23 protein-coding genes are annotated in these 25,076 nt (G+C 59.9%); 13 read left to right on the top strand and 10 right to left on the bottom strand.

Annotated elements, in window-relative coordinates:
• Window positions 1-379 precede the first annotated feature (379 nt).
• The 4 genes from ACX3M4_RS29030 to flaF all read left to right on the top strand — a co-directional run bounded on the left by ACX3M4_RS29030 (window position 380) and on the right by flaF (window position 4,506).
• Window positions 380-1,882 (top strand): flagellin N-terminal helical domain-containing protein, encoded by a 1,503-nt coding sequence (locus ACX3M4_RS29030; protein WP_459356405.1) that lies wholly within the window; start codon window positions 380-382, stop codon window positions 1,880-1,882.
• A 288-nt stretch (window positions 1,883-2,170) separates the two neighbouring features.
• Window positions 2,171-3,670, top strand: coding sequence for a flagellin N-terminal helical domain-containing protein (locus tag ACX3M4_RS29025; RefSeq protein ID WP_459356404.1), 1,500 nt, complete (start codon window positions 2,171-2,173; stop codon window positions 3,668-3,670).
• A 91-nt stretch (window positions 3,671-3,761) separates the two neighbouring features.
• Window positions 3,762-4,259: a flagellar biosynthesis repressor FlbT gene (gene flbT, locus ACX3M4_RS29020; RefSeq protein ID WP_459356403.1), complete on the top strand. Its 498-nt coding sequence runs from the start codon at window positions 3,762-3,764 to the stop codon at window positions 4,257-4,259.
• The gene (gene flaF / locus ACX3M4_RS29015; protein WP_459356402.1) at window positions 4,180-4,506 is read left to right on the top strand and encodes a flagellar biosynthesis regulator FlaF; all 327 of its coding nucleotides are present in this window, start codon (window positions 4,180-4,182) and stop codon (window positions 4,504-4,506) included. Before flbT ends, flaF begins: the two co-directional genes overlap by 80 nt.
• Window positions 4,507-4,628: 122 nt before the next feature.
• Here flaF and ACX3M4_RS29010 read toward each other — a convergent pair whose 3' ends face one another.
• From ACX3M4_RS29010 to ACX3M4_RS29000, 3 genes are all read right to left on the bottom strand, one after another.
• Window positions 4,629-6,164: a flagellar protein gene (locus ACX3M4_RS29010; RefSeq protein WP_459356401.1), complete on the bottom strand. Its 1,536-nt coding sequence runs from the start codon at window positions 6,162-6,164 to the stop codon at window positions 4,629-4,631.
• Between the two features lie 8 nt (window positions 6,165-6,172).
• The gene (flgK, locus tag ACX3M4_RS29005; protein ID WP_459356400.1) at window positions 6,173-8,026 is read right to left on the bottom strand and encodes a flagellar hook-associated protein FlgK; all 1,854 of its coding nucleotides are present in this window, start codon (window positions 8,024-8,026) and stop codon (window positions 6,173-6,175) included.
• Window positions 8,027-8,099: 73 nt separating this feature from the next.
• A complete protein-coding gene (locus ACX3M4_RS29000) occupies window positions 8,100-9,482 on the bottom strand; it encodes a flagellar hook protein FlgE (protein WP_459356399.1) in 1,383 nt (460 codons plus the stop codon).
• Window positions 9,483-9,793: 311 nt separating this feature from the next.
• Here ACX3M4_RS29000 and ACX3M4_RS28995 point away from each other — a divergent pair, with 311 nt between their 5' ends.
• The 8 genes from ACX3M4_RS28995 (at window position 9,794) to ACX3M4_RS28960 (ending at window position 19,997) form a co-directional block, all read left to right on the top strand.
• Window positions 9,794-10,639 carry an AAA family ATPase gene (locus ACX3M4_RS28995; RefSeq protein ID WP_459356398.1) on the top strand — a complete coding sequence of 282 codons (846 nt, stop codon included), beginning with the start codon at window positions 9,794-9,796 and terminating at the stop codon, window positions 10,637-10,639.
• 61 nt (window positions 10,640-10,700) lie between these two features.
• A complete protein-coding gene (locus tag ACX3M4_RS28990) occupies window positions 10,701-11,195 on the top strand; it encodes a hypothetical protein (protein ID WP_459356397.1) in 495 nt (164 codons plus the stop codon).
• Between the two features lie 61 nt (window positions 11,196-11,256).
• The gene (locus ACX3M4_RS28985; RefSeq protein WP_459356396.1) at window positions 11,257-11,781 is read left to right on the top strand and encodes a SixA phosphatase family protein; all 525 of its coding nucleotides are present in this window, start codon (window positions 11,257-11,259) and stop codon (window positions 11,779-11,781) included.
• A gap of 60 nt (window positions 11,782-11,841) precedes the next feature.
• Window positions 11,842-13,335 (top strand): YcjX family GTP-binding protein, encoded by a 1,494-nt coding sequence (locus ACX3M4_RS28980; RefSeq protein ID WP_459356395.1) that lies wholly within the window; start codon window positions 11,842-11,844, stop codon window positions 13,333-13,335.
• Window positions 13,332-14,378 carry a YcjF family protein gene (locus tag ACX3M4_RS28975; protein WP_459356394.1) on the top strand — a complete coding sequence of 349 codons (1,047 nt, stop codon included), beginning with the start codon at window positions 13,332-13,334 and terminating at the stop codon, window positions 14,376-14,378. Before ACX3M4_RS28980 ends, ACX3M4_RS28975 begins: the two co-directional genes overlap by 4 nt.
• Before the next feature lie 164 nt (window positions 14,379-14,542).
• Entirely contained in the window at window positions 14,543-17,488 is a 2,946-nt protein-coding gene (locus tag ACX3M4_RS28970; protein WP_459356393.1) for an autotransporter outer membrane beta-barrel domain-containing protein, read from the top strand.
• Window positions 17,489-17,659: 171 nt separating this feature from the next.
• Window positions 17,660-18,835: a vWA domain-containing protein gene (locus tag ACX3M4_RS28965; protein WP_459356392.1), complete on the top strand. Its 1,176-nt coding sequence runs from the start codon at window positions 17,660-17,662 to the stop codon at window positions 18,833-18,835.
• Between the two features lie 34 nt (window positions 18,836-18,869).
• Window positions 18,870-19,997, top strand: coding sequence for a class I SAM-dependent methyltransferase (locus ACX3M4_RS28960; protein WP_459356391.1), 1,128 nt, complete (start codon window positions 18,870-18,872; stop codon window positions 19,995-19,997).
• 10 nt (window positions 19,998-20,007) lie between these two features.
• Here ACX3M4_RS28960 and ACX3M4_RS28955 read toward each other — a convergent pair whose 3' ends face one another.
• The 4 genes from ACX3M4_RS28955 to ACX3M4_RS28940 all read right to left on the bottom strand — a co-directional run bounded on the left by ACX3M4_RS28955 (window position 20,008) and on the right by ACX3M4_RS28940 (window position 21,934).
• Window positions 20,008-20,433 carry a universal stress protein gene (locus ACX3M4_RS28955; RefSeq protein WP_459356390.1) on the bottom strand — a complete coding sequence of 142 codons (426 nt, stop codon included), beginning with the start codon at window positions 20,431-20,433 and terminating at the stop codon, window positions 20,008-20,010.
• A gap of 66 nt (window positions 20,434-20,499) precedes the next feature.
• Window positions 20,500-21,288: an AraC family transcriptional regulator gene (locus ACX3M4_RS28950; RefSeq protein ID WP_459356389.1), complete on the bottom strand. Its 789-nt coding sequence runs from the start codon at window positions 21,286-21,288 to the stop codon at window positions 20,500-20,502.
• Window positions 21,289-21,356: 68 nt separating this feature from the next.
• Complete coding sequence (locus ACX3M4_RS28945; RefSeq protein WP_459356388.1) at window positions 21,357-21,554, bottom strand: helix-turn-helix transcriptional regulator; 198 nt, start codon at window positions 21,552-21,554, stop codon at window positions 21,357-21,359.
• Window positions 21,554-21,934, bottom strand: a complete 381-nt coding sequence (locus tag ACX3M4_RS28940) for a hypothetical protein (protein ID WP_459356387.1) — start codon at window positions 21,932-21,934, stop codon at window positions 21,554-21,556. Before ACX3M4_RS28940 ends, ACX3M4_RS28945 begins: the two co-directional genes overlap by 1 nt.
• A 249-nt stretch (window positions 21,935-22,183) precedes the next feature.
• Here ACX3M4_RS28940 and ACX3M4_RS28935 point away from each other — a divergent pair, with 249 nt between their 5' ends.
• Window positions 22,184-23,410 (top strand): MFS transporter, encoded by a 1,227-nt coding sequence (locus tag ACX3M4_RS28935; protein WP_459356386.1) that lies wholly within the window; start codon window positions 22,184-22,186, stop codon window positions 23,408-23,410.
• 84 nt (window positions 23,411-23,494) lie between these two features.
• Here ACX3M4_RS28935 and ACX3M4_RS28930 read toward each other — a convergent pair whose 3' ends face one another.
• From ACX3M4_RS28930 to ACX3M4_RS28920, 3 genes are all read right to left on the bottom strand, one after another.
• The gene (locus tag ACX3M4_RS28930; RefSeq protein WP_459356385.1) at window positions 23,495-23,815 is read right to left on the bottom strand and encodes a 2Fe-2S iron-sulfur cluster-binding protein; all 321 of its coding nucleotides are present in this window, start codon (window positions 23,813-23,815) and stop codon (window positions 23,495-23,497) included.
• 160 nt (window positions 23,816-23,975) lie between these two features.
• Entirely contained in the window at window positions 23,976-24,338 is a 363-nt protein-coding gene (locus tag ACX3M4_RS28925; RefSeq protein ID WP_459356384.1) for an Hpt domain-containing protein, read from the bottom strand.
• Window positions 24,339-24,589: 251 nt separating this feature from the next.
• Window positions 24,590-24,904, bottom strand: a complete 315-nt coding sequence (locus tag ACX3M4_RS28920) for a hypothetical protein (protein ID WP_459356383.1) — start codon at window positions 24,902-24,904, stop codon at window positions 24,590-24,592.
• Window positions 24,905-25,076: the final 172 nt, after the last annotated feature.

The raw sequence follows: 25,076 nt of genomic DNA, 5'->3' as shown, positions 1-25,076 counted from the left end.
ATTACCGCCAAACCTGTACCGCGCCATTATCCCTGCAAAGGCCGGCCACGTGGATGGCCAAAGCGTGCAACGGGCGGAAAATTTATGTCCCCTCGCCGATTTGAACCCGGCACCGCATAAAAAATCGCGGAACCCTTCAGCTCCGCGGTGATCTCGATCCCTCCCCCCGCATTTCCGACACTGGCAGGATTTGAAATCCGCAACGCTGCGCAATTCGAGAATCCGCTGCAATTTCTATCAGGGCCACACCAACGCTTAACGTTTCAGTAACCCTATTTTTCAAGCGTTTAACCAATGATTAAGGTTAACGGATGAAGATCGGTCCCAACCTGCTCAGGACGAGCAGATGAAATTTTGACCCAGGAAAGGGATAAATCACATGAGGGACATTACCTTGTCCGCCGCCGTGCGGCAGAACCTCCTCACTCTCCAGTCCACAGCCGATCTGATGTCCGGTGTCCAGAACAAACTGGCGACCGGTATGAAGGTGAACTCCGCTCTGGACAATCCGAACAGCTTCTTCACCGCCTCCGGCCTCAACTCCCGCGCCAGCGACCTGTCCACGCTTCTGGACGACATGGGCCAGTCCCTGCAGACCCTGAAGGCAGCGGACAAAGGTATCCAGACGATCACCGATCTGGTTGAAACCGCAAAGGCGAAAGCCAACCAGGCCCTTCAGACCCAGAGCCAGTACGAGCGCAAGCGCTTCACCGAGCAGTACAACGACCTGCTCGAGCAGATCGAAGACGTCGCGAAGGACAGCTCCTATAAGGGCAAGAACCTGCTCGCAGGCGACGGCAACGACCTGACCACGATCTTCAACGAAGATTCGACCTCCAAGCTGACCATCGAGGCTGTCGACTACACCGACACCACCCTGTCCACCGGTCTGAACCTGTCGGATCTGGCTGAAGGCCAGGGCTCGACGACCTCGTTCAACCTTCAGGGCGGCAAGACGACGATAACGCTGACCGACGGCACGACGACGCTGAACTCCAGCTCCTCGCTGTCCGACTCCAACGTGATCTCGACCACGACCACCCTGGAATTCGTGAACGCGATTGCATCTCCGAATGCAGTCATCGCCGGTGCCGGTACGGTTACCGCCGGTGCGACCGTGCAGGACCTGGTCGACAGCCTGAACGGCATTGCTGGCGTTCGTGCAGAATTCGACGAAACCTCGGGTGAACTGACCATCTACAGCGATCAGGATTTCCATATCTCTGATACGGTCGATACCCACTCCGCAGCTCTGTCGACCTTCGAAGTGGCTGCAACCGCGCTGGCAAGCACGGGTGCTATCCTGGCCGATACCGGGTCCTTTGCGATCGGTGACACGCTCACCCTGACAGATGGCAACGGCTTCGAATTGGGTTCCTTTGAAATCGAGGACGACTCCACTGTTGATGACCTGGTCAACTTCATCGGTGACTTCAACGGTGTCACGGCTTCGTTCAACGCAACCTCAGGGCGCCTCGACATCACCTCCGATGTCGATCTGTCCCTGACCAGCGACAACTCAGACTTCGCGAGCAGCGGCTTCACGGCCAACACGTCGGGTGTAACGCTCTCCGCGCTTTCGGACAGCGGCTTTGCGACCGACAGCGCCATCAACCGGGTGATCGACCGCCTGAATACCGCCCTCGGCAACCTGCGCTCCCAGGCTTCCGAATTCGGTACCAACCTGTCGACCGTTGAGATCCGTCAAGATTACACCAAGACGATGATCAATACTCTGCAGGAAGGTGCAGGTCTCTTGACCCTGGCCGATACCAACGAAGAAGGTGCAAACCTGCTGGCCCTTCAGACCCGTCAGCAGCTTGCTTCCACGTCTCTGTCCTTCGCCTCCCAGGCGGACCAGACCGTGCTATCCCTCTTCTAAACAAAGAGAATCAGTCGCAGCCGCGACTCACGCAAATACGAAAGAAACGGCGGGTCCAAAGCCCGCCGTTTTTCTATTGCAAGTCGACTACTGTTCGCAGTTAAAAAAATTTCCGTATATTTTTCAGTCCCTTAAGAGAAATCTTTTGGTAACTTTTATTTACAGGACGTTAATTCGTGCATCAGTGATTAACTTTCCATTTAGATTTTCGTCAAAGCCGTTGGAACGACTGCAGAAGTCCGAACAACGCACTTGGCGAGACCCTGATAGGAAAAGCGGTGAAGTCTGATGCCTGATATTGTTCTCTCCAGTGCTGTCCGGGACAATCTCCTGTCGCTGAAACAGACGGCGGATTTGCAGTCGATTACGCAGACGCGCCTGGCAACAGGGCTTAAGGTCAATACGGCCCTCGACAATCCGAATTCCTACTTTACCGCACAATCGCTGAACGACCGGGCGAGCGATCTCGCCAACCTTCTGGACAACATGGGCCAGGCCGTCCAGACCATCAAGGCAGCCGACAAGGGCCTCACCTCGATCACCAAGCTGGTCGAATCGGCCAAGGCGATCGCCAACCAGGCACTTCAGACGTCCAGCGAATACGAACGCAAGCAGTTCACCAGCCAGTACAACGATCTGCTGGAGCAGATCGAGGACATGGCGCGCGACTCCAGCTACAAGGGCAAGAACCTTCTGGCAGGCGCCGGCAACGAGCTGGAAGTCATCTTCAACGAGGACAGCACGTCGAACCTGACGGTCAATCCGGTCGATTTCACCGATACGACGCTGGATGACGGTCTCAACCTCGACGACCTCGACGCGGGAGGCACGGGCACCTCGGCCTTCAACCTTTATGGCGGCTCTGCCACCCTGACCCTGACCGGGCTGCAGGCCTCTTCCAACCTGACCGACCTTGTGAACTGGCAAGCAGGCGACCATGTCACCATTGCCGGCGCAACCGGTACCGTGACGCTGACCGTGGGCACCGATATCGTCACGGTTCAAGACTATGTCGATGCACTCGACGAACTGAGTGGCGTTCATGCGTATTTCGACGAAGCGACCGATTCGATCACTATCGTCTCCGGGCTGAATGCCTCGGTAAGCATTGCCAAGGATGCCGCGGCCGGCGCGCCGAGTACCGCAACCGGCGGCGGGGCAGCAACGGGTGCGGCAACTCTTGTTTCCGTCTCGGCCCTCAGCTCTACGGCAACCCTGATCACTTCGGGTGGTTTTCAGGCAGGTGACACAATCACCATTACCGACGGCAACGGCTTTGAACCGGCGTCCATCGAGATCGATGAAGAAACCACTGTCAGTGACCTTGTGACCTTCATCAACAACGTGAAGGGCCTGGACGCGACATTCTCCGGCGGCAGTATCAGTCTTATCGGCGAAGTTTCCTTTGACGTTTCGAGCAGCAATACAGATTTCAATCGGCTGACGCTCGGAACAACCTCTGGAACCGTCTCGTTGTCGGCCGCGGCTTCGGAATTCAAGTCCGACACGGATATCGACCGAACGCTGCAGGCGATCAATGCGGCCCTGGACGAACTGCGGTCTGCCGCACGTTCGATGGGTACGGCGCTTTCAACGGTTGAAATCCGGACCGATTTCACGCAAAACCTGATCAATACGCTCGAAGTCGGTGCAGGACACCTGACCATCGCGGACATGAACGAGGAAGGCGCGAACATGCTGGCTCTGCAAACGCGCCAGCAACTCTCGTCCACTGCCCTGTCCCTGGCCAACCAGGCAGACCAGAGCGTCTTGAGCCTCTTCGGTTAACACCGATGACATTTTTCATTAAGGTGTCAGCAGCACTCATTAACGAATTCGTTAACGTTTCGCGGCGATACTTATGCGTGGAGGTCACGGAATGGCGCTCAAGGTCGAGCTGAAACCGGGCGAACGGATTATCATTGGGGAAAGTGTCATCACCAATGACAATCAGCGGACTCGCCTCTTTATCGAAGGCCAGGCTCCCATTCTGCGAGAAAAGGACATTCTCACGCCGGCCACCGCGGATACGCCAGCAAAACGGGTCTATCTCGCCGTTCAGCTGATGTATCTGTCAACTGACATGGAAAAGATTCAGGAGAGTTACTTCGTCCTTGTCAACGACATCGTGAAAGCCGCGCCGAGTACGATCCCTTATGTTACCAGGATTAGTAACGCCATCCTAACCGGCGCCTTCTATAAAGCACTGAAAGAAGCACGCAAGCTCATCGAGTATGAAGGGACGCTGATCAGTCATGTACAAGCAGGCAGCGCAGGCTTACCAGAAAACAAGCCAGGTGGCGGCAGTGTCACCGCGGGAGCTGGAAGCGAATCTGCTGATGAAAGCCGCAGCCCGGCTGCAGTTGATCAAGGATGAATGGACAGAGTCTTCGCTCGCGGAAAAAGACGACGCACTGGTCTATAACCGCAAGCTCTGGACGATCCTGGTAACGTCGGCGACGAGCCCGGAAAGTCAGTTGCCCCAGGAAATCAAGAACAACATTGCCACGCTCGGCGTATTCGTGTTCAAGCAGACAATGACCGTCATCACGACGGACGATTCCAGCAAGCTGGACACCCTTATCAGCATCAACCGGTCGATCGCCGAGGGACTCAGGTCCTGATCCGGCGCACCGGACTGACGCAAAAAGAAAGGCCGGCCGTGAAAACGGCCGGCCTTTCTGATTGAAGGTTCCGGAAAAAATTACCCTGCCGGACCGGCGACAGTGCCCGCCCTCGTGACCTCTTACAGATAATCCGACAACGTCAGGCTGAAGACGATCGAGGATGCCCGGTAAGAGACCTCTATGTTCGTCTGCAGCTGCAGGATCTCCGCGGCGATCTGGTTCTGGTCGATGCCCTCGATTTCCGCGATCGTTGCCTCATAGGTGCTCTTGGTCTGCACGTGACGGTCTTTCGTCAGCGATACGGTTCGATGGGTGATTGCGATGTCCGTCGCAATATCGGTGATCCCGGACTGATCGACCCCTGGGGGCTGCAGCGTGGTTCTGAGGTTGGTCGACAAGGCGTTGTAATATTCCTCATCTATCGTCGTACCGCCGGAAAAGTCCGCGGCAACGAATGCAGCCAGGGACTGCACCAATTCCTTCAAAGGGGTTTCGTTGGCCCTGACGCCGTAGCTGACGCTCAGATTGCTGTCGATGATCGCATTCTTGTCGGTACGCGGATCGGTGGTTGTCGTGTTGCGGCCCGTATACCAGGCGAGCGTCGTCGATCCGCCACCGACAAGTGCCGTTGCGGTATCAAAGGGCGGACCGTCAACGCGCTGCGGCTCTTCGCCATTATAGGTGCTGAAGAACTCTTCCGCCGCCCACTCGTCCGAAACGGCCTTGAGCGTTGTTTCCGCCTGCCGCTGGATTTCCGCCTCCAGTGCGTCACGAAGGTTCTGCGCCGTTTCTTCAAGGTCGGCACCGATTGCAAAGGAGCCGTCCCCCTCGTCAGTGGCAGCCGCGGTGAACTCGATTGAAATCGTCTCGGTGTGATCGGGCGGCAGCGTGAATTCGACCGTGATGGTTTCCCCAAGTTCAGGCTGTCCGGTGAACTGCACGTCGAAGCTGTCCGGATCCGTGCCGCCTGGGCCGGTAATGGCAACGTTGCTCAGGGTGGAGGTGACTGCGGAGATATCGAACCCGAAATCGTGCGCGCCATCCTCGGAAATGGTGAAGGTAGAATCCGTTGGCACTGCGCCGGCGTAGTTGGTCACCAGGGCAGACGTCGTCGTCCGGCCGGTATTGCCGGCGCCGAGATTGGCCTGCTGATATTCGCTCATCACGGTCCTGAGGCCGTCAAGCCCACCTGCCCCGTCCAGGATCGCGTCGATCTTGGCAACCGGGTCCTGGACGGCATCAGTGCCGCCGAAGGCGTAGAAGCCCGCAATCTCGGTGTTGAGAATGTTCAGCGCTTCGCTCAAGAGCAGTTTGGCGCGCGATTGCGTCTGCGTCTGGCCATCGTTTTGCAGAACGAAATCGTTCGTATCGAGCGCGCCCTTGGCGTCCTGGCGGATATCCTCCAGCCTTTCCAGTGACATGGTCATGGTCTGCAGATGCAGGTTCGAGATGGTGATCGTCTGCTGGTAACTCTCGATCATGCCCACTCGTTGGGTCAGCTGGATATCGAGTAGCCGCCGGTCGCCGACGTCGCCATATGTCGTTCCCACCTTGCCCCGGGCAAGCTTGGTCGTCTTGTCCGCCAGAAGGTCGTTCAGCTCGCCAAGCTGCCGTGTCAGGTAAGTCCGGGACGTGGTGATGGAAGAGACGGTCATGACGCACCTTAGACGATGTTCAGGAGCTCTTCGAAGAGCTCCTTGATGGCCTGCATCACGCGGGCATTGGCCGCGTAGGCATTTTCAAGCTGAACCATGAAGGCAAGTTCGGTATCGAGGTCGACCGCGTAGCTTTCCTCGTATCGGATCGCCAAATTGGTCGTCAGCGCTTCCTTGGAGTCTGCGTAGGTCGCAGCGTCTTCCGCCTGGTTGCCCTGATAGGCAACGGTCTGGTTGACGAAGTCGATCACGGATCCCTGGAAGGGAGTGGAGGAACTGCCGATGCCGCTCGACGGGGAATAATAGCCCGTGCCCACGCTAAAGGCGTCGGACAAGTATTGCGCGCGCGCCGGGTCGTTCGTCGTGTTCGCCGTCGGCGTGGTCTGGTAGTTCACCAGAAGCGCGCTGTCAGCCAGCAGATCCGGGTTGACGCGGATACCGGCCGCATACCCAACCCGCTGGCCGCCATCTTCCAGGGAGTCGGTGAAAAGGTCCGTTCCCGCGCGCTGATCGACGAATATCGCCAGACCCAGGCCCTGATCGGAATTGGCGGTTACCGTCACATTGGCTGAGAGGCTTTCCACACTTGTCGGCGCGGTGTTATCGCCCAGAACGCGGAGATTGTCCGAACCGTCATTGCTGACCAGCAGCCCTGTGCCGGCAAGTGCGGCGGTGATGTTGGTGATGTAGGTCGCCGGCACGCCGCTCGAGATGTCGATACCGAAAACAGTGTCGTTCGGGTTCGCGGTCGCGGAATTGTCCAGGGGCAACAGCGACGCATCGCTGACCGCCACAAGCGTGACGGTTTGCGGAATACCACCCGCATCGGTGTATTCCAGCGTAATCTTGTTGCCGGGCTGCAGTGCTGAAACATCCAGGTCAAACCCGCTATCGAGACCGACGGTGGTTGCGGTGCTGTCCACCGTAACATTGGAAAAGGCCAGGGACGCTTCCGCGGCAATGGTGTCGAGCTGGGTCTGCGCTTCGGCCAGAATGTCGTCACGGAGTTCGGCCATCGCAAGCATCGATCCGGATTTGGACGAGGCCAGAAGATCGTAGGTCGTGCCGCCCGGCGTTCTCACCATCACCGAATTTCCAGCCTGGCCAGGCTGCAGAAGGTGGGTCGGATCGAACGTCACCGTGGAAGCCTGACCGTCCGCATAAAGCTGATTGCCATTGGCCGTGCGGATGGTCAGCGAACTGTTCGTCCCCTCCCTCACATCGATGTCGAGATAACCCGACAGCTGCTCGATCAGACGGTCGCGCTCATCTTCCATGTCCGCCGTGGAAATTCCAGACTGGGCGGCGTTCTTTATGGATTCGTCAATGTCCTCGATGCCGGCGAGCAGATCGTTGACCGCCTTGGTCTGCAGCGAGAGAATGTCGTCTGTTTCCTGGCGCAGATCCGCGATCTGGTCGTAGGAAGAGCTGATTTCCCGGGCGAAGGCTTCCGCGGCCGCAACAACATCTTTCTGCGAGGCGTAGTTGCCGGGGTTGTTCACCAGGTTTGCAAGCGCGGAGGAGAGGTTTCCGGCAAGTGCGGAGAGGGAACTCTTGTCGTCGATCGTGCCGAAAATATCGTCCAGCCGATCGGTGTAGTCGGCGATCTGCCTCGAGTAATTCGTATCGGCGAGCGAGTTGAAGTAGTCGGCCTGAACCTGTTCGTTGACGATGCGGCGGACTTCCGTCGCATTCATCCCCGCGACATTGCCGAGCCCGTCGAAATAGACGTTCGCCGAAATGATCTTTTTGGAATAGCCGGCCGCGTCCGCGTTCGCGATGTTGGACGCGGTGACGTCCAGCTGACGCTGATTGTAGGTAATTCCGAAAACCGCGGTATTGAGGGCGCTTGTCAGACCCATGGCGGCTTCTCCTTCGTGAAACGCGACTTGGCCATTCAGGCCGGCGGGTCAGACCCCGCCGGCCCAATGTGTGTTACCGGACCATGTTCAGGGCGTCGTCGAGCATCTGGTCGGAAGACGTGACGACCTTCGAGTTTGCCGAATAAGCCTGCTGGGTGATGATCAGCTTGGAGAACTCGTCAGCGATATCGGCGTTGGAGAGTTCCAGCTTCTTGGCGAGGATCTGTCCGCCACCGGAAAGATCCGCATCGCCCGAGCCGGCGGTGGCGGCGAAGGCAGCACCGTCGACACGCTGCAGGTCCTGCTCGGCCTGGAACGTCGCGAGCGGGATCTGGTAGACCGGGCGCTGCTGGTTGTTGGAGTAGCTGGCTATGACACGGCCCGAGGCATCGACGGCAACACCGGTCAGTTCACCGGCCGCATAACCGTCCTGATTCAGGGAAACGGAACTTGCCGTCCCGTCCGGGTCGGAATACTGGGTCAGCGATCCGTCAGCAAAGGAGAATTCCACATTGCTGGCCGTGGTGCCGCCGATGGTCAGCGAGGCCAGCGTGAAGCCGTCGCTCGTGCCATTGACCGCGCCAGCCACACCGGCGGTCAAGTTGGTCATGGCACCGGTATTGTCGAATTCGATATCGCCGACATCGTACCAGGCATCGGTCGCATCACCGCCCGACCCGATATACATCGTCCAGGTGTCGTTCTGGGGAACACCGGCATCATAGTTCAGCGTCTTGGCATAACGGACCTCGACGTTCATCGCGGTGCCGTTCTGGTTGTAGATGGTGACCGAGCCGCCGGAGATGGAGCTGGCGAGGAAGTCGGCCTCGTCGGCAACCGCGACGTTGCCTGCACCGACGGTTGCGTTCAGGAGAGCGGTGTCTTCGTCTGTTCCGTCATAGTCGTCAGTGGCCGGAACGCGTGGCAGGTTGGCCTGATAGTCGACCGTCGTCGTAGCGGAAGCAGCCAGCGGCTGATTCTCGATCTGGATGACCGTCGGATTGTCGCCGATCGCGTTTCCGGTGTCCGGATCCAGCGGGAAGCCCTTCAGGTAATAACCCGAGCTGTTGATCAGGTAGCCTTCCTTGTCGCGCTCGAAATCGCCGGCGCGCGTATAGAAGGTCTCATCGGCAAAGGTTGTCGAGCCGTCGACCACGTCGGACGCCTTGGTCACGACGAAATAGCCGGCGCCGTTGATGGCCATGTAGGTGTCGACGTCGACGGACTTGATATCCCCCTGCACCGTGTTGGTGGCACGCGAGGTGGCAAAGGTGGTTCCGGAGACCTGCTGGGCCTGCTTGGAACCGCCACCGGAAACCAGATCGGAGAAAGTCGTGTCGAGCCGCTTGTAGCCGGTGGTCTGCGAGTTGGCGACGTTACCGGAAATGTTTTCCAGCGCCTTGGCCTGCGCAGCCAGTCCGGAGACGGCCGAGTTGATAGCCCCATAAATACCCATTTTCGGTCCTCTTGATAGATCGGGCACTGCGACGCGGGCTTGCGCCCAAAATCGAGCTTGCTCCGCAAAGGCCGTGCCAATTTCCTGAAGAAAAGACTTTCTCAATTAAAAACAGTTACTTAGAAAAATATGGAGCACTATTGAAAAGATTTCCCACCCGGCAATGCGCGCTGCGGCAGGCAAAAACTACCCGCCCGCACCTTCGGGACTGTTCATAATTGCCGTGCGGGACAGGTCCCGCTTTTTACGGGCTTGCACCCGCGCGCAGGGCCTGCCACCTTGCGCCCGACTGAGAAAAAACGGACGGCCCCATGCGCTTTGAAGGAACTGCAAGTTACATCGCCACGGAAGACCTGCGGGTCGCGGTCAATGCCGCGGTTGCCCTGGAACGCCCCCTCCTCGTGAAAGGGGAACCGGGAACGGGCAAGACCGTGCTGGCCGAAGAGGTAGCCGCGGCCCTGAAGGCGCCGCTGATCGAATGGCATGTGAAGTCCACCACCAAGGCGCAGCAGGGTCTTTACGAATATGACGCCGTCTCACGCCTGCGCGACAGCCAACTGGGCGACGAGCGCGTAAAAGACATCAACAACTATATTCGCAAGGGAAAGCTCTGGGAGGCCTTCGACGCTCCCGAGCGTCCTGTTCTCCTGATCGACGAGATCGACAAGGCGGACATCGAATTTCCCAACGACCTGCTACTGGAACTCGACCGCATGGAATTCCATGTCTACGAGACGGGAGAAACGGTCAAGGCACGCCAGCGACCCGTCGTCATCATCACCTCCAACAACGAGAAGGACCTGCCGGACGCCTTCCTGCGCCGCTGTTTCTTCCATTTCATCAAGTTCCCCGATGCGGAAACGATGACAGAGATCGTCGAGGTTCATTTTCCTGGCATCAAGCAGCGCCTTTTGAATGAAGCCCTTCGCCTGTTCTACGATGTACGCGATGTGCCGGGCCTGAAGAAGAAGCCGTCGACCTCGGAACTGATCGACTGGATCAAGCTGCTGTTGAACGAAGACATCGACCCTGAAACCCTTCGTCAACAAGATAGCTCCAAACTGATCCCGCCGCTGCACGGCGCGCTTTTGAAAAACGAGCAGGACGTGCATCTGTTCGAACGCCTGGCGTTCATGGCACGCCGGGAACGCACCTGACGGGAGACTGCCCCTGACGCGACTTCGCCAAAATGCCTGCCTGCCGCTGCTGGTGGCGCTGATGCTGGCCTCGCCCGTTACAACGGCACCGGCCCAGGTACCGCCCGAGCAGGATGCCGGCTGGCAGAGTGATGTCGGAGGGCTGCGCCATTTCACGGGTCTGCGCTGCCCGGACATGATCGGCGTCTTTTACCGGATCAAGGTGATGGAAGGCGACGCGGTCAGCCAGGCCGGCTGTATCTATACCGGCCGGGACGGTATAACGGCGGTGCTGCGCAAGCACCTCCAGGGAACGGGGCGCCGCGAGGCGCTGACCTTTTCACGCAATTACAAGGCCGCCGGATTCGAACCGGTCAAGCTGACCGGTGCTGCCGCGACCGGCATCTCCTTCCGCACCCGCAACTGGACGCCGGCAAGCCTGTGCGAGACGCTCTGGTATTTCTCCGGTGACACGGCAGACTATACACTGTGGCTGTCCTATTCCCTGCCGACGCAGGAGATCGAGGTCGGCCCCGCCGTCACCGCTTTCACCCAGGCGCTTGCCAACCAGAATTGATCCCGGTAGCAAGACCTGCCGGGTCCCGGCCCGCCAGCCAACAGGAGATCCTGGAAACCACATGCGGCTCTTGCTATTCCGACACGCCAAATCCGACTGGGGCGATGCCAATCTGGCCGATATAGACCGCCCGCTGAACAGTCGCGGCAAGGCTGCCGCGATCCGGATGGCCGGATACATGAAGGAGCAGGGCCTGTTGCCGAACCAGATCCTGTGCTCCACGGCACAAAGGACACGGGAAACGCTCGCACGCCTTCTGCTCCATCTGCCGCAGGAAGCCCAGATCCACCTGATCTCCGATCTCTATCAGCAGAGCGAGGACGACTATCTCGGGACAATCCGCAAGTTCGGTGGCCGGGCGCAGAACCTGATGGTGATCGGCCACAATCCGGCGACGGAAGACACGGCCCTGACCCTGGCCGGTACAAGCGCTGCCGGCGCCATGGCGGATCTTCAGGAGAAATTCCCGACCGCGGCATTGGCTGTGGTTGATTTCGACATCGTCGACTGGGCCGAGCTTCAGCCGGGCACCGGACACCTGGAGCGGTTCGTCAAGCCACGGGACCTCAAGGAAGAGCTTGGCTGAGCCGCTGCAAGATTGCACTCCGCCCCGCCCGCGCTTACATGAACGCGCTGGAGGCGCCTCGTGAACCCATTGACTGCCCTGACTGAAGAAACCCGGCTGACGCTGGTCAATCTTGCCGGTGCTGCGACTGACCTCGCCGTCCCCAGCGTGCGTCTCGGCGTGACAGGGCTTGCACGCGCGGGAAAGACCGTGTTCCTGACTGCCCTGGTGCACAATCTCGTCCATGGCGGCCGCCTGCCGCTCTTCCAGGCGGCGGCCGGTCATCGCATGACGGGCGCGAGACTGCAGCCGCAGCCGGACGATGCCGTGCCGCGCTTCGACTACGAGACCCATGTCGCCGCGCTGGTGAACGAACGGGTCTGGCCGGACTCCACCCGGCAGGTGTCCGAGCTGCGCCTTACCATTACCTATGAAAGCGCGTCCTATCTTTACCGCAAGCTTGGCCCCGGCCGCCTGCATCTCGATCTGATTGACTATCCCGGCGAGTGGTTGCTGGACCTGCCGCTTCTGGCCAAGGATTATGCGACCTTCAGCGCCGAAGCGATGCAGCGTGCGCGGGCCGGCAACCGGGCCGCTATTTCCGATACCTTCCTGCAGGCCATTGCCGCCGCCGATCCGGACAAGCCGGAAAACGAGCAAGTGGCCCAGGAGCTGGCTTCGCGCTTCAAGGCTTACCTGGCCGCTTGCCGGGCCGACGCGCACGCACTCTCCATGCTGCCACCCGGCCGCTTCCTGATGCCCGGCGATCTTGACGGCTCCCCTGCCCTCACTTTCGCTCCACTCGATATCCCTGCGGACGCAGCAGCTGCCCGCACGGGCACTTTGCGCGCCATGATGGAGCGGCGCTATGAGGCCTACAAGGCCCATGTGGTCCGCCCCTTCTTCCGCAATCACTTTGCGCGGCTCGACCGTCAGATCGTTCTGGTGGACGTGCTGCCTGCACTGAACGCCGGCCCGCATGCGATCGCGGATCTGGAGATCGCGCTCGCCGAAGTGCTCGGCGCCTTCCGGCCGGGCCGCCGCAGCTGGCTATCGTCGATCCTCTCGCGCCGGATCGACAGGATCCTCTTCGCAGCGACCAAGGCGGACCATCTGCACCGGTCGGACCATGACCGCCTGGAGGCGATCCTGAAGCGGCTCGTTGCCCGGGCCGAAGAGCGTGCCCGTTTCAAGGGTGCGGACGTCGAGGTGCTCGCCATGGCAGCGGTCCGTGCGACGCGGGAAGCAACCGTAAAGCATCGCGGCGAAGAGCTGCCCGCCATCCTCGGGACGCCGCTTCCAGGCGAGCGGCTGAATGGCGACACCTACGATGGCGAAACCGAAATCGCCATGTTTCCCGGTGACTTGCCGGACAATCCTGAAAAACTGTTTGCCCGTCTTGAATCAAAGTCTGAAGGACTTCGCCCAAGCCTTCAAACCGCCCAGGCAGACCTGCAATTCCTGAGGTTCCGCCCGCCCGAGCTCGACAGGACGGCGGAAGGCCTGACCCTGTCCCTGCCGCACATCCGCCTTGACCGCGCCCTTGAATTCCTGATCGGAGACCGCTTGGCATGACCGGACCCGAGACCCCGACCGGCCGCAAGCCTACCGCCTTTCGCCTCGACGATGCCAAGGTGCGGATGACAGACGACGAAACCCGCCAGCCCACTGCCGGCGAGGCGCTGATCACCCAGGCCTTCCACGAGGACGAGGAACCCCGCCTGCCCCGGGCCGCGAGCACCCCCAGAACCGGCTTCCGGTTCGGCAAATGGCTGACGATCGGCCTGTCCGGCCTGGTCTCCCTCGCGGCCGGTCTGGCCATCGACAGCCTGATCCGGGATCTCTTCGCCCGCACCGACTGGCTCGGCTGGGTGGGTGTCACTCTTGCGGCGCTCGCCGCCCTCGGCCTGATCGGCCTGATCGCACGGGAGCTCGCGGGTCTCATGCGTCTCGGCAAGATCGACCAGCTTCGCGACCGGCTCCAGTCGGCCGCCGAAGCCGATGACGCCAGGGCGGCCTCCGCTGGGCTGAAGGAGCTGATGGCGCTCTACCGGGATCGTCCCGAGACGGCCCAGGGCCGCAAGGTGCTGGCCGGCCACATGCGCGAGGTCATCGACGGACGGGATCTCGTGAAGCTCGCCGAGCGGGACCTCCTCGCCTCCCTCGACCTGGAAGCAAGGCGGATCGTCATGAACAGCGCCAAGCGCGTTTCCATCGTCACTGCCGTCAGCCCACGTGCCCTTGTCGATCTTCTGGCGGTCCTCTTCGAGAACCTGAGAACCATCCGCCGCCTCTCCGCCCTTTATGGCGGCCGGCCCGGGACGCTCGGTTTCTTCCGTCTCGCCCGGCACGTACTGGCGCATCTGGCCGTGACCGGCGGCATGGCGGCCGGTGACAGCCTGGCCTCCCAGGTTCTGGGTCATGGTCTTGCCGCCCGCCTCTCGGCGCGTCTCGGTGAAGGCGTTGTCAACGGTCTTTTGACCGCACGGATCGGCATCGCTGCCATCGCCGTCTGCCGCCCGGCCCCCTTTGTTGCCGACCGGGGTCCCTCGGTATCCGATTTCATGGGCGAACTGGTTTCCCTGGCAAAGAAAGAGGAAACATCCGGAAACACCTAACTTGTTGAAATAAAAGAATATAGACCGGAAGTTTATACGGTTTCCCCTCGCAAATAATTGCAATCCCGCAACACCCGCCATAAAGCTGACGCACAGACAAATCCTGCCGGCTCCGCAGTGATGCTTTTGCCGGCAAAGCCAGATAAGAATTAAGAGACGTTAACTTGCGCAGCAAACAGTCCTTGGCGACCGAGACCAAATTTTGCCGCCCGGCCGGCTCCTCGCTCATGCGGGCGCTCCTTTCAGGATGCGCCCTCACCCTGTTTGCGCCTTCCGTCTCCCTGGCCGGCGACATAACGATCCCTTCCGGTACGACCGTGACCACGACCCAGACGCTGACCGATGTCGGTGACACCGGCACGGTTGATAGCGGCGGCACGATCGACGTGACGGACGAGGACGGGCTGGTTCTCGCCAACGATGACCAGACAACCCTCAACAATGGCGATATTTTCGTGGAGCGAACCGGTGGCACGGACCTCGCGGCCATCGGGTCGCTTGGCGCGAATTCCACCATCACCAACAACGGCACGATCTCGATGACAGGGGATGAGATCATCGGAATTGTCACAGTCGATGATGGCGCCGTGATAGTAAATACCGGCACCGTTCAGGGCGTCGGAGATTTATCCGTCGGCATTTTCACACAGGGCAACAGTTCCAGCGTCTTAAACACTGGCACAATCGAAGTCACCGGAGATTTCGGCAGCGGCATCGAAGTCGACGGAGACAATTCCACCGTCGTCAACAACGGCAACGTCGTTACTAACGGCATCGTCTCGGACGCGATCTACGTCTTTGGTGACAATGTCAGCGTAACCAACAACGGAACGCTCGACGCGAGTGGAGTGTTTGCCTTCGGTATCTATTCGGAAGGCGCTTCCTCGACACTCGTCAACAATCAGACGATAACGACCTCGGGCGACAGCGGCTTCGGAATCGGCGCTGACGGCGACGATACCAGCATCACCAACGCCGGCACGATCACGACAACGGGTGATGATTCCGACGGTATCAATGCGTCCGGCGACGATTCTACAGTCACCAACTCCGGAACGATCACGACGACCGGCGACGACGCGCACGGGATCGATGCCGACGGCGACAACGCTGTTGTCGTCAACAGCGGTACGATCATCACAACGGGAGACGGCAGCACTGGTATCGATTCAGACAGCAGCAGCGGTACATCGATTTCCAACACCGGCACGATCAACGTAGCCGGCGACGGCGCGCTCGGCATCGAGTCTGAAGGTGACGACTCAACTGTTACAAACTCCGGAACAATCGTCACCATGGGGGATGTCGCCCCGGGCATTGGTATCACCGGAACCGGTTCGACCGCGTCGAACTCCGGCTCGATCACGACCACGGGTGAAGGTTCGGCCGGACTTGGCTCGCTTGGTGACGATACGACCCTTATTAACTCCGGAGCGATCACGACAACGGCCGATAACTCAAGCGGCTTTTTTGTCAATGCGGACAATGTAACCGCCATCAATTCCGGGACCATTGTCACAAGTGGCGACGGGGCTTTCGGGATTGACAGTGAAGGCGACGGTAACCGCGTCACCAACTCGGGTACGATCACGACAACTGGCGATGACGCCGACGGTTTCGACAGCGACGGGGACGATGTCACGCTCATCAACAGCGGCGTCATCTCGCTTTCCGGCACCGAAGCTGACGGCATCGACAATGACGGTGACAATGCCACTATTCTCAACTCCGGAACCATTCGCGTTTCCGGGGAGGACAGCAACGGTATCGAGTCCACCGGCGCCGCTACGATGGTCACCAACAGCGGGACGATCAACAACACTGGCCCGGTCTCAGGTTTGGATGACGACGTCGGTCACGGCATTTCCATCGTTGGAAACGATGCGATCGTCATCAACTCCGGCGAAATCTTCAGTTCGAACGGATCTTCCATCTATATCGACGGCTCGGACGCGATTGTCACGCTGCAGGACGGCACCGTTCTTCAGGGTCTCCTGACGTTTACCGATCCGACCACCGCCACGCTAAATTATTCCGCCAACCGGACCGCCATCCTGACCTTCAGCGGTTTTCCGGGAACCCTGTCGACGGGTGGCCTTGTCTCGTCCACGAACGGCAGCACGATCACCATCCTCAATCCGGACGATTTCAAGCTCGGCACCACCAGTTTCACCTTCAACGCGCTGACACGATCCTACACAGGCAGCCTGGAAGATCAGATGGACGCGAACCGGCAGGGAACGAGTGCCAGTGTCGCGACGAATGGCGGTCCTGCAGTCGATCTGTCGGACCGCAATTCACTCTGGGCCGTTCCCATGGGCGGCGTCCTCGACCGGCAGGGCAATGACGGCTACAACCATGCCTATGGCGGCATCATGGCCGGCGCGGACCGCATCCTGGCACCGGACTTTCGCGCAGGCGTGACGGCCGGTTTCTCGCTCGGACGGACGGAAAGCAACGACGACATCCATACCGCCGACAGCTACAGCATCTTCGGCGGCGCTTATCTCGCCAAGGACTGGCAAGCGACCTTTGCACAGGTCAGCCTCCTCGGCGGTTATTTGAAAAGCGACGAGGACGTCACCATCCTCAACAACATGGTGGTAGGCGGTCTGCAGGACCTCTCGATCGACTACGATTACCTCTATCTCAGCCCCAGCGCCCGGCTGGGCCATGCCATCCCGCTTGCGGGCGGCACGCTGACATCGAGCGCCCGCATCCGCTATTCCGGCCTCTGGCAGACCGGCGATGCCAATGAGAACACCACCGGTTTCGCTGTCTCCGGCAGATCCCTGCACATTCTGGAAGTGCGTGCGGAGACAAGCTATGACTTCGCTCCGAAGGTCCACGAAACCGGCACGCTGTTCGTGAGCATGAATGCCGGTGTCGACGGCATCTTCACGCTGGATGACAAACTTGATGCGAGCTTCACCGGTACCGCGCTCAATCTTTCGACCGACTCCGACACGGTCGTGCGCGGCTTTGCATCCGCCAATGCGGTCTGGCAGGCGGAAAACGGCCTGAAGTTCCTGGCCGGCATCGAGGGCGGTTATGACAGCGAGGACACGCTTTCCGCTGCCCTCAGGCTTGGTGCGAAGATCAATTTCTGAGCGGCCCGGCATCCGCGCCCGCTGCCCCTCGGTAGATCTGACCGGGATCCAAGTTCCGAACAGGTCAGACAGGCAGGCGATCCTGAGACAGTGCGCTCGTCAAACAGAGCGAAGCCTCGGATCCTGATTTGACATCTCGACAGCCCCCGGCCGCACAGCTACCTTCCTGCCATGTTCATCACCTTCTTCACCGAACTGAAATCCGCCGGCATTCCCGTTTCGCTGCGGGAGTACCTGACGCTCATGGAAGCGCTTGACAAGGATCTGGCGGAAAAGAGCGTCGAGGACTTTTACTATCTTGCCCGCCTGTCGCTGGTGAAAGACGAGAGCAATCTCGACAAGTTCGACCGGGTTTTCGGCCATGTTTTCAAAGGCCTCGACCTGATGAGCGAGGTCCCTGCGACGGACATCCCTGAAGAATGGCTGCGCCGGCTGGCGGAAAAACATCTGACGGACGAGGAAAAGGCGCAGATCGAGGCCCTGGGCGGTTTCGAAAAGCTGATGGAGACCCTGCGCGAGCGGTTGAAGGAACAGCAGAAGCGTCACCAGGGTGGAAACAAGTGGATCGGCACGGCCGGCACCTCCCCCTTCGGCGCCTACGGCTTTAATCCGGAAGGCGTGCGCATCGGCCAGCACGAGAGCCGGCACCGGCGTGCGGTCAAGGTCTGGGACAAACGCGAGTTCAAGGATCTCGACGATACCCAGCTCCTCGGCACCCGCAACATCCAGGTCGCGCTGAAACGGCTGCGGAACTTCGCCCGCACGGGCGCCGCGGAAGAGCTGGATCTCGACAACACCATCCGCGCGACTGCCCACAAGGGCCTGCTCGACATCAAGATGCGGCCGGAACGGCACAACGCCGTCAAGGTGCTGCTCTTCTTCGATATCGGCGGCTCGATGGACGATCATATTCGCGTCTGCGAGGAACTGTTCTCCGCCGCCCGCTCCGAGTTCAAGGTCATGGAGCACTTCTACTTCCACAACTGTCTTTACGAGTATGTCTGGAAGGAAAACAGGCGCCGTCACACCGAACGGCTGGCGACCATGGATGTGCTGCACAAGTATCCGGCCGACTACAAGATCATCTTCGTCGGCGATGCGTCCATGAGCCCCTACGAGATCGCCTATCCGGGTGGTTCCGTCGAGCACTGGAACGAGGAAGCCGGTGCTGCCTGGATGCAGCGGATCACCGGGCTCTACAAAAGCGCCGTCTGGCTCAACCCCGTCCGTCCGGAACACTGGCACTACACGCATTCCATCCAGATGCTGAACGAACTGATGGAAGGCCGCATGTTCCCGATGACAGTGGAAGGCCTTACCGAAGCGATGAAGGAACTGGCGCGGTAGATCTGCCCGAGCGGCGTGAGCTTTAAGGGATCACATGGAACAAGCTACGGAACCCGGTCTTGCCTCCCCTCCCTCCATCTCCCATGCGACCACCACCGGCATGACAGGCGGCGGCTTCTACAACGCCAATTCGGCCACCCAGTGGAACGCCATCGAGAAAGTGCTGCCACTGATCGACGAGGCGATCGCAACCTTGCCGGTCGAGGGCGCCGGTTCAATCAGCCTCGCCGACTATGGCTGCTCGGAGGGCCGCAATTCCATCGCGGTGATGCAACATGCCCTGCCGGCCCTTCTGGATCGGACCGAGAGACCGGTCCGGACGATCCATTCGGACCTGCCGACCAATGATTTCTCGAACCTCTTCCGGAGCCTGCGTCCGGACGGGAGTTCCGTTTTTGGATCTGACCGGGTCTTCTCTTCGGCAATCGGCGGCTCGATGTTCGACCAGCTCTGCCCGCCGGAGAGCCTCCACTTTGCCACCACCTTCAACGCGATCGGTTTTCTGTCCTGCCGCCCGGTCGACAGGCTGCCGGGCTATATTCTTCCCAACGGACCGAGCGCCATCCGGGCAAACGGTTATGTCGCAGAGGAAGACCGGAATGCCTTTTCGGAACTGGCCAGGCACGACATAGCCCGTTTCCTGCGCGTTCGCTCAAGGGAACTCGTTTCGGGCGGCAAGCTGCTGATGCAAGTCTTCGGCTCTAAAGGCCCGGCCCGGACCTGTGACGGTCTCTACGATCTATTGAACGACGCAGTGCTGGAGTTCGTCGCGTCTGGTGAGATTGGCCAGGACGTCTATGACCGCTATTACCAGCCGGTTTATATGCGCGACCTCGACGAACTCACCAGGCCGGTCACCGACGCCGCCTACAGCGCTGCCGGCCTTTTTTCGCTCGACCGCGCCATGGATTACGAGATCAGGGTTCCGTTCGTCGAGCAATTCAAGCTGGACCGCGATCTCGACCGCTATGCCCGCGACTATGTCAACTTCTTCCGCGCCTTCACGGAAGCCGTGCTGCGGGCGGCCCTTCCCGCCGATGCCGGACGAGAGGATCTCCTCAGCCGGATCTATGCCCGCGCCGAAGACCTCCTCAAGGCCGATACCGGCCTCTACCCCTTCCGCTACGCCGCTGTTGCCATGCTGCTGACGCGGAAGGGATGACGGTATTTGCTTATCCGCGCAACACCATGACGGAGCACGGCGCGTGGCGCACGATATGGGCCGCATTTGAGCCGATGAAATAGGTCGACAGGCCCGGCTTGTGCGAGGTCATAAGCACCAGGTCGCAGCCGGCGCGCTCAGCTTCCTCGATAATCTCGTGATAGACCGAGCCCATGCGCACCGTCTGGTCGACAGTGCCGTCCGGCACGTCGAGACCGGCAGCGATCTTGTCGAGGATCACCCCGGTTTCCTCGATCTCGCGCTTCTGCCAGCCCTCGGGCAGCTGGCTGGCGACAAAGCTCTGCACTTCCGGGCAGACCGCCATCAGGTGGATCTTGGCACCATAGTCGCGGGCGAACTGTGCCGCTTTCGCCAGGGCGGTATCGGCGAAACCCGTTTCCGCGGGATCAACGGGTACGAGGATTTTCTTGAACATCTCAGTCTCCCCAAAAGGTAGATACTTCCTTTTGGTCCTTGGGACGCCGCGACGCCATGACAAGGATCAATCGGTGTCCGCGCCGCCGAAATACCGGCCGGGGGTTACTCCGAAGGCCTTCTTGAAAGTCGCGACGAAGGCGCTCGGTCCCTCGTAGCCGAGCTTGTGGGAGACATCGGAAACACTGCGGCCGGAGGCCAGCAGTTCCAGGGCCCGGAACAGTTTCACCTGGCGGCACCAGGTGCGGTAGCTGAGGCCGGTCTCCGCCTTGATCCGCCGTTCGAAGGAGCGCACGGAGGTGGCGCAACGCTCGGCGGCCTCGGAAAGCGAGGGAATATGCGCTGGACAGCGCACGACGCCTTCGCAAAGGTCTCGCAGCCGAGCCTCCTGGGGCATCGGCAGTTGCAGGGGAGCTGCGGGAAGCATTTTCAGCTGGTCCAGGATCACCGCGGCGATCCGCGCTGCCGGGCCCTTGTCGGTCTCCGAACGCGGATAGGACATGAACTCCAGGATCAATGCTCTGAGTAGCGTCGTCACCTGCATCACCTGCGGCGTTTGCGGCAGATCCTTCGTGTGCTCGTACTGGACATAGATGTAGCGCAGCTCGGTGTCGGTCAGGTATCGGGTCTGGTGGCCGACCCGGGGCGGCAGCCAGACGGCCCGCTCCGGCGGCACGAAATAGGTGCCCATCTCCGTGTCGATGGCAATCGATCCACGGATCACATGAAAGAGCTGCGCCGCATCGTGGGCGTGCCAGCCGTTGTTGCGCCCCTGCAGCTGCGTGCGCGCATAGCCGATAATCGGCGCGGCAATCGCCTCCTTCGGAAACTCTGCAAGCTCGGGATGAATGCTCATGGCCCGGATCGTATACCGCCACCTGTGAAATTCACAGGGGTCTTTGGCTCCGTTCCGTCGCGGCCACGTCAGCTCTCATCAGGAACGAAAAGCTCCTCGATTGGTTTGCCGAACACTCTGGAAATCCGGAAGGCCAGCGGCAGGCTCGGATCGTATTTGCCCTTTTCCAGCGCGATCACCGTTTGCCGGGAAACATCCAGCTTTTCGGCAAGCTCGGCCTGGGACCAGCCAAGCTCGCCCCGCAGTTCCTTTAAGTGGTTGTGCATCAGCTTTTCCAGCGCACGACCAGTGTTGCCAGCGTCCAGAAGATCATCAGGAAGGCCGCGAAGAAATTGAAATTGACCGTCACGACCGCGCCGAGCTTTGCCAGAAATATCGCGGCGATGACCCCGATGAGCAGCGTTATGGCGCCCGCTGATGCCAGAATGTGGCGCTCGCGTTCGTCCACGTCGCGAAAGAAACGGTAGACGGACCACATGACAAGCCCCATGGGCAGCGTCGCGACCAGCGCCAGCGCAACCAGCCCGGCCAAGGACCGGCCCGCGTCGAGATAGGGATGGACGGCGTAGCTCACCAGAACGAACAGAGCCGAGGCCGAGAGGCATTCGGCAGTGTATCTCAAGGACAAACGGTCAAACCGGGACATTTCCATCGCTCCGCACAAATGTAAAGCTTCCTTTACATTGCACAGCGATCCGATCTTGTAAAGCGTCCTTTACACCAACAGATCGGCGGCCATCGCGCAATCAGAGCTGACCCGTCACACGCCCCGGGCACACGCAATTTGGCGGGTCGGAAACATCTCCTGACAAAACAGCGCTAACACGCAAACCTCGTTCGGCAGTAAAAGCATCCCACAGCGCTGTCGTATGTTTCACTTTTCTACGGCTACGGAATGACTTACTTCACCCAAAATGCCCACCCGAGCGAAGCCACAGGCTGGCGGTCGCCGGTGGTTCTCCTGATGATCATGGCAGGCGCCATGCAGCTGTCCTTTGCTGCCTGGTGGAACCTGATGAACAATTTCGCCGTCCAGGAGCTCGACTTCACCGGCCGCGAGATCGGCATCCAGCAGTCGATCCGCGAGATCCCGGGATTTCTGAGCTTCCTGGCGGTCTATCTGCTTCTGGTGATGCGGGAACAGACTCTGGCCTACCTGTCGCTGCTGCTGCTTGGCGTCGGCGTCGCGGTCACCGGCTATTTCCCGACGGCGATCGGCTTCTATGTGACGACGCTGATCATGTCGATCGGCTTTCACTATTACGAAACGATGGCCCAGTCGCTGTCGCTGCAATGGCTGCCCAAGGCAACCGCGGCGGCCAGCATGGGCAAGATCCTCGCCGTCGGTGCCTTTGCGCAACTGATTGCCTATGGCGTCATTTTCATTGCCTGGAAGATGTTCGAGCTGTCCTTCACGGTGGTGTTCGCCATTGCCGGCGGCCTGACCCTCGTCGTACTGGTCTTCCTGATCTTCGCCTATCCGCACTTCCGCGAAGGTGTGCCCCAGCACAAGAAGCTGATCCTGCGCAAACGCTACTGGCTTTATTACGCCCTCACCTTCATGGCAGGGGCCCGGCGCCAGATCTTCACGGTCTTTGCAGGCTTTCTGATGGTCGAACGCTTCGGCTACGACGTGCACGAAGTCGCCGCGCTATTCCTTCTGAACGGCGCCTTCAACATGGTTCTGGCTCCCAAGATCGGCCAGCTGATCGTCCGCTTCGGCGAACGCAAGGCGCTGATACTGGAATATGTCGGCCTGATCGGGGTGTTCGTCTGCTATGCCTTCGTCACCAACGAGACCCTGGCAGCCGCTCTCTATGTGATCGACCATGCCTTCTTCGCGATCGCGATCGCCATCAAGACCTACTTTCAGAAGATTGCCGATCCGGCCGATATCGCGCCGACGGCCGGTGTCGCCTTCACGATCAACCACATCGCCGCTGTCTTCATTCCGGTCCTGTTCGGCCTGGTCTGGCTGATCTCCCCGGCCGCGGTGTTCCTGGCAGGCGCGGCCATGGCCTTTGTCAGCCTGCTGCTGGCAACCCTGATCCCGAGCGATCCGGAAGAAGGCCGGGAAGTCGACTTCTGGTTCAAGAAGCCAGTGCCGCAGCCGGCGGAATAAACGGGACTAAGGAAACAAAAAAGCCCGTCGGATTGTTCCGGCGGGCTTTTTTGTATGAACCTGTTCTAACCTGGCAAAGGTCGATCAGGCTTGACGCTCCGGGATGTGAACGACGAGGCCGTCGAGATCGGCGCTTACCTTGATCTGACAGGACAGGCGCGAGGTCGGCTTCACGTCATAGGCAAAGTCGAGCATGTCCTCTTCCATCGGCTCGGGCGAACCGGTCTTGCCGGCCCATTCATCATCGACATAGACGTGGCAGGTGGCGCAGGCGCAGGCGCCGCCGCATTCCGCCTCGATGCCCTGGACCATGTTCTTGATGGCGTTTTCCATCACCGTGGAGCCTTCAGTGGCGTCAACTTCGGTCCGGTTTCCGTCGGCGGTTACATAAGTGATCTTCGGCATAAGTCGCGTCCAAGCCTTCAAATTCGTATCTCAGCTGAACCGACATAAAGATTTCAGGCAAAAGGTCAAGGACCGTGCCGTTTCCGCGCGTCAATCTGCCTCTTTCGCGATACAGGCCAAACGCCGCCAAAAGAACAGCAGAAAGACCGGGAGATAGAATTCAACCTTCCAGCAGGTCCCGGATATAGCCGTTGGCTTCGTCGACCGCGGCAATCAGGCCTTCGGTCGCCGCGTTTGCCGACATTCGCATCCGCCCTTCCAGGCTTTCGCAAACAATCGCCACCCGGTCCGCGCCGATGGCCCGGGCGGAGCCTTTCAGCGTATGCACGAGATCGAGACGGACATTGGCATCGGTCTCCCGGGCAAGGCGCTCCAGCGTCGCCGTGGACTGGGACTTGAAGAGGTGCAGGACCTGGACTTCCAGATCCCGGTTTCCGAGGGTATTGGTGGCCAGCGCCACAAGGTCGATCGGGGCCTCCGGACCGACGCGGCCGGCAACACGGGCCATGGATGAAGGGGCCATGAGGGTGCTCCACTGAACGCTTTACCTGCCCAGCGGCACCCAGCCGCAAGCAGTGACTGCGGAAAGTGTGCGCCCGAAGCCCAAACACCCGGTTAAACCGGTCGCTCAAACCTGCGCCTAACGGCTATGTCCCCAAAAAATTGTATTCATGGTTAATGCGTTTTAATGCAGGTTACGAAACACGCTTAAAAAAGTCCTTGCAAATCGGCCGTTTTCTTGAATCGCTAAAATTTTAACGACCTGATTCGGCGTTAACTTTTTTCAGCTTTTTGACTTGCGGAAAGTACCTCGATGGCGGCGGGTGTCAGTTTGCAGACCAGCCAGTCAGGCTTGATTGGGTTGGAAAACCAAGGCTCTGCCCAGCCTGCGTCGATGCAGGCCCGGATCGTGCGTGCCGGAATTTCCTTTCCGTTGTCGTCGAAGAGCGGCAGCTTTCCACCCGGCTGGCCGAGTCCCTTCCGCAACCAGCGCTTTTGCGGCGCCGTCAGGTTTCCCGCCTTGAGAGCATCGGCTCCAGCGCTTGGTACGGTGTCTCCCGATGCGTCAGCATGCTTTGATTCAGGCATTCAAACCGCCCCCTAAGTGACTCACGCTATTGCCGTTTCTTGTTCGTTAGGAGAGATTGTGCCATTACAGTTACTGATGCGGCAAGGTGGGGAGTGAACCGTCGAACGGAAAGTTCGCGGTCGGTCAGCGGCGGCCCTCCTCCACGAACAGGTTTTGCGGCGCTCGGCCTTC

The sequence above is a fragment of the Roseibium sp. M-1 genome, from assembly GCF_054515675.1.
Note: the sequence above shows the minus strand (reverse complement) of the source record. Positions and strands in the feature narration are given on the sequence as shown.

Coding starts and splice junctions, on each gene's coding strand:
- ACX3M4_RS28950 (WP_459356389.1), bottom strand. CDS start 21,288: ATGAGCATTCATCCCGAGCTTGCAGAGTTTCCGAAGGAGGCGATTGCC.
- ACX3M4_RS28930 (WP_459356385.1), bottom strand. CDS start 23,815: ATGCCGAAGATCACTTATGTAACCGCCGACGGAAACCGGACCGAAGTT.
- ACX3M4_RS29025 (WP_459356404.1), top strand. CDS start 2,171: ATGCCTGATATTGTTCTCTCCAGTGCTGTCCGGGACAATCTCCTGTCG.
- flgK (WP_459356400.1), bottom strand. CDS start 8,026: ATGGGTCTGACAAGCGCCCTCAATACCGCGGTTTTCGGAATTACCTAC.
- ACX3M4_RS29000 (WP_459356399.1), bottom strand. CDS start 9,482: ATGGGTATTTATGGGGCTATCAACTCGGCCGTCTCCGGACTGGCTGCG.
- ACX3M4_RS28925 (WP_459356384.1), bottom strand. CDS start 24,338: ATGGCCCCTTCATCCATGGCCCGTGTTGCCGGCCGCGTCGGTCCGGAG.
- ACX3M4_RS28975 (WP_459356394.1), top strand. CDS start 13,332: ATGACCGGACCCGAGACCCCGACCGGCCGCAAGCCTACCGCCTTTCGC.
- ACX3M4_RS28990 (WP_459356397.1), top strand. CDS start 10,701: ATGCTGGCCTCGCCCGTTACAACGGCACCGGCCCAGGTACCGCCCGAG.
- ACX3M4_RS28955 (WP_459356390.1), bottom strand. CDS start 20,433: ATGTTCAAGAAAATCCTCGTACCCGTTGATCCCGCGGAAACGGGTTTC.
- ACX3M4_RS28960 (WP_459356391.1), top strand. CDS start 18,870: ATGGAACAAGCTACGGAACCCGGTCTTGCCTCCCCTCCCTCCATCTCC.
- flbT (WP_459356403.1), top strand. CDS start 3,762: ATGGCGCTCAAGGTCGAGCTGAAACCGGGCGAACGGATTATCATTGGG.
- ACX3M4_RS28965 (WP_459356392.1), top strand. CDS start 17,660: ATGTTCATCACCTTCTTCACCGAACTGAAATCCGCCGGCATTCCCGTT.
- ACX3M4_RS28935 (WP_459356386.1), top strand. CDS start 22,184: ATGACTTACTTCACCCAAAATGCCCACCCGAGCGAAGCCACAGGCTGG.
- ACX3M4_RS28985 (WP_459356396.1), top strand. CDS start 11,257: ATGCGGCTCTTGCTATTCCGACACGCCAAATCCGACTGGGGCGATGCC.
- ACX3M4_RS28945 (WP_459356388.1), bottom strand. CDS start 21,554: ATGCACAACCACTTAAAGGAACTGCGGGGCGAGCTTGGCTGGTCCCAG.
- ACX3M4_RS29010 (WP_459356401.1), bottom strand. CDS start 6,164: ATGACCGTCTCTTCCATCACCACGTCCCGGACTTACCTGACACGGCAG.
- ACX3M4_RS29030 (WP_459356405.1), top strand. CDS start 380: ATGAGGGACATTACCTTGTCCGCCGCCGTGCGGCAGAACCTCCTCACT.
- ACX3M4_RS28940 (WP_459356387.1), bottom strand. CDS start 21,934: ATGTCCCGGTTTGACCGTTTGTCCTTGAGATACACTGCCGAATGCCTC.
- ACX3M4_RS28995 (WP_459356398.1), top strand. CDS start 9,794: ATGCGCTTTGAAGGAACTGCAAGTTACATCGCCACGGAAGACCTGCGG.
- ACX3M4_RS28920 (WP_459356383.1), bottom strand. CDS start 24,904: ATGCCTGAATCAAAGCATGCTGACGCATCGGGAGACACCGTACCAAGC.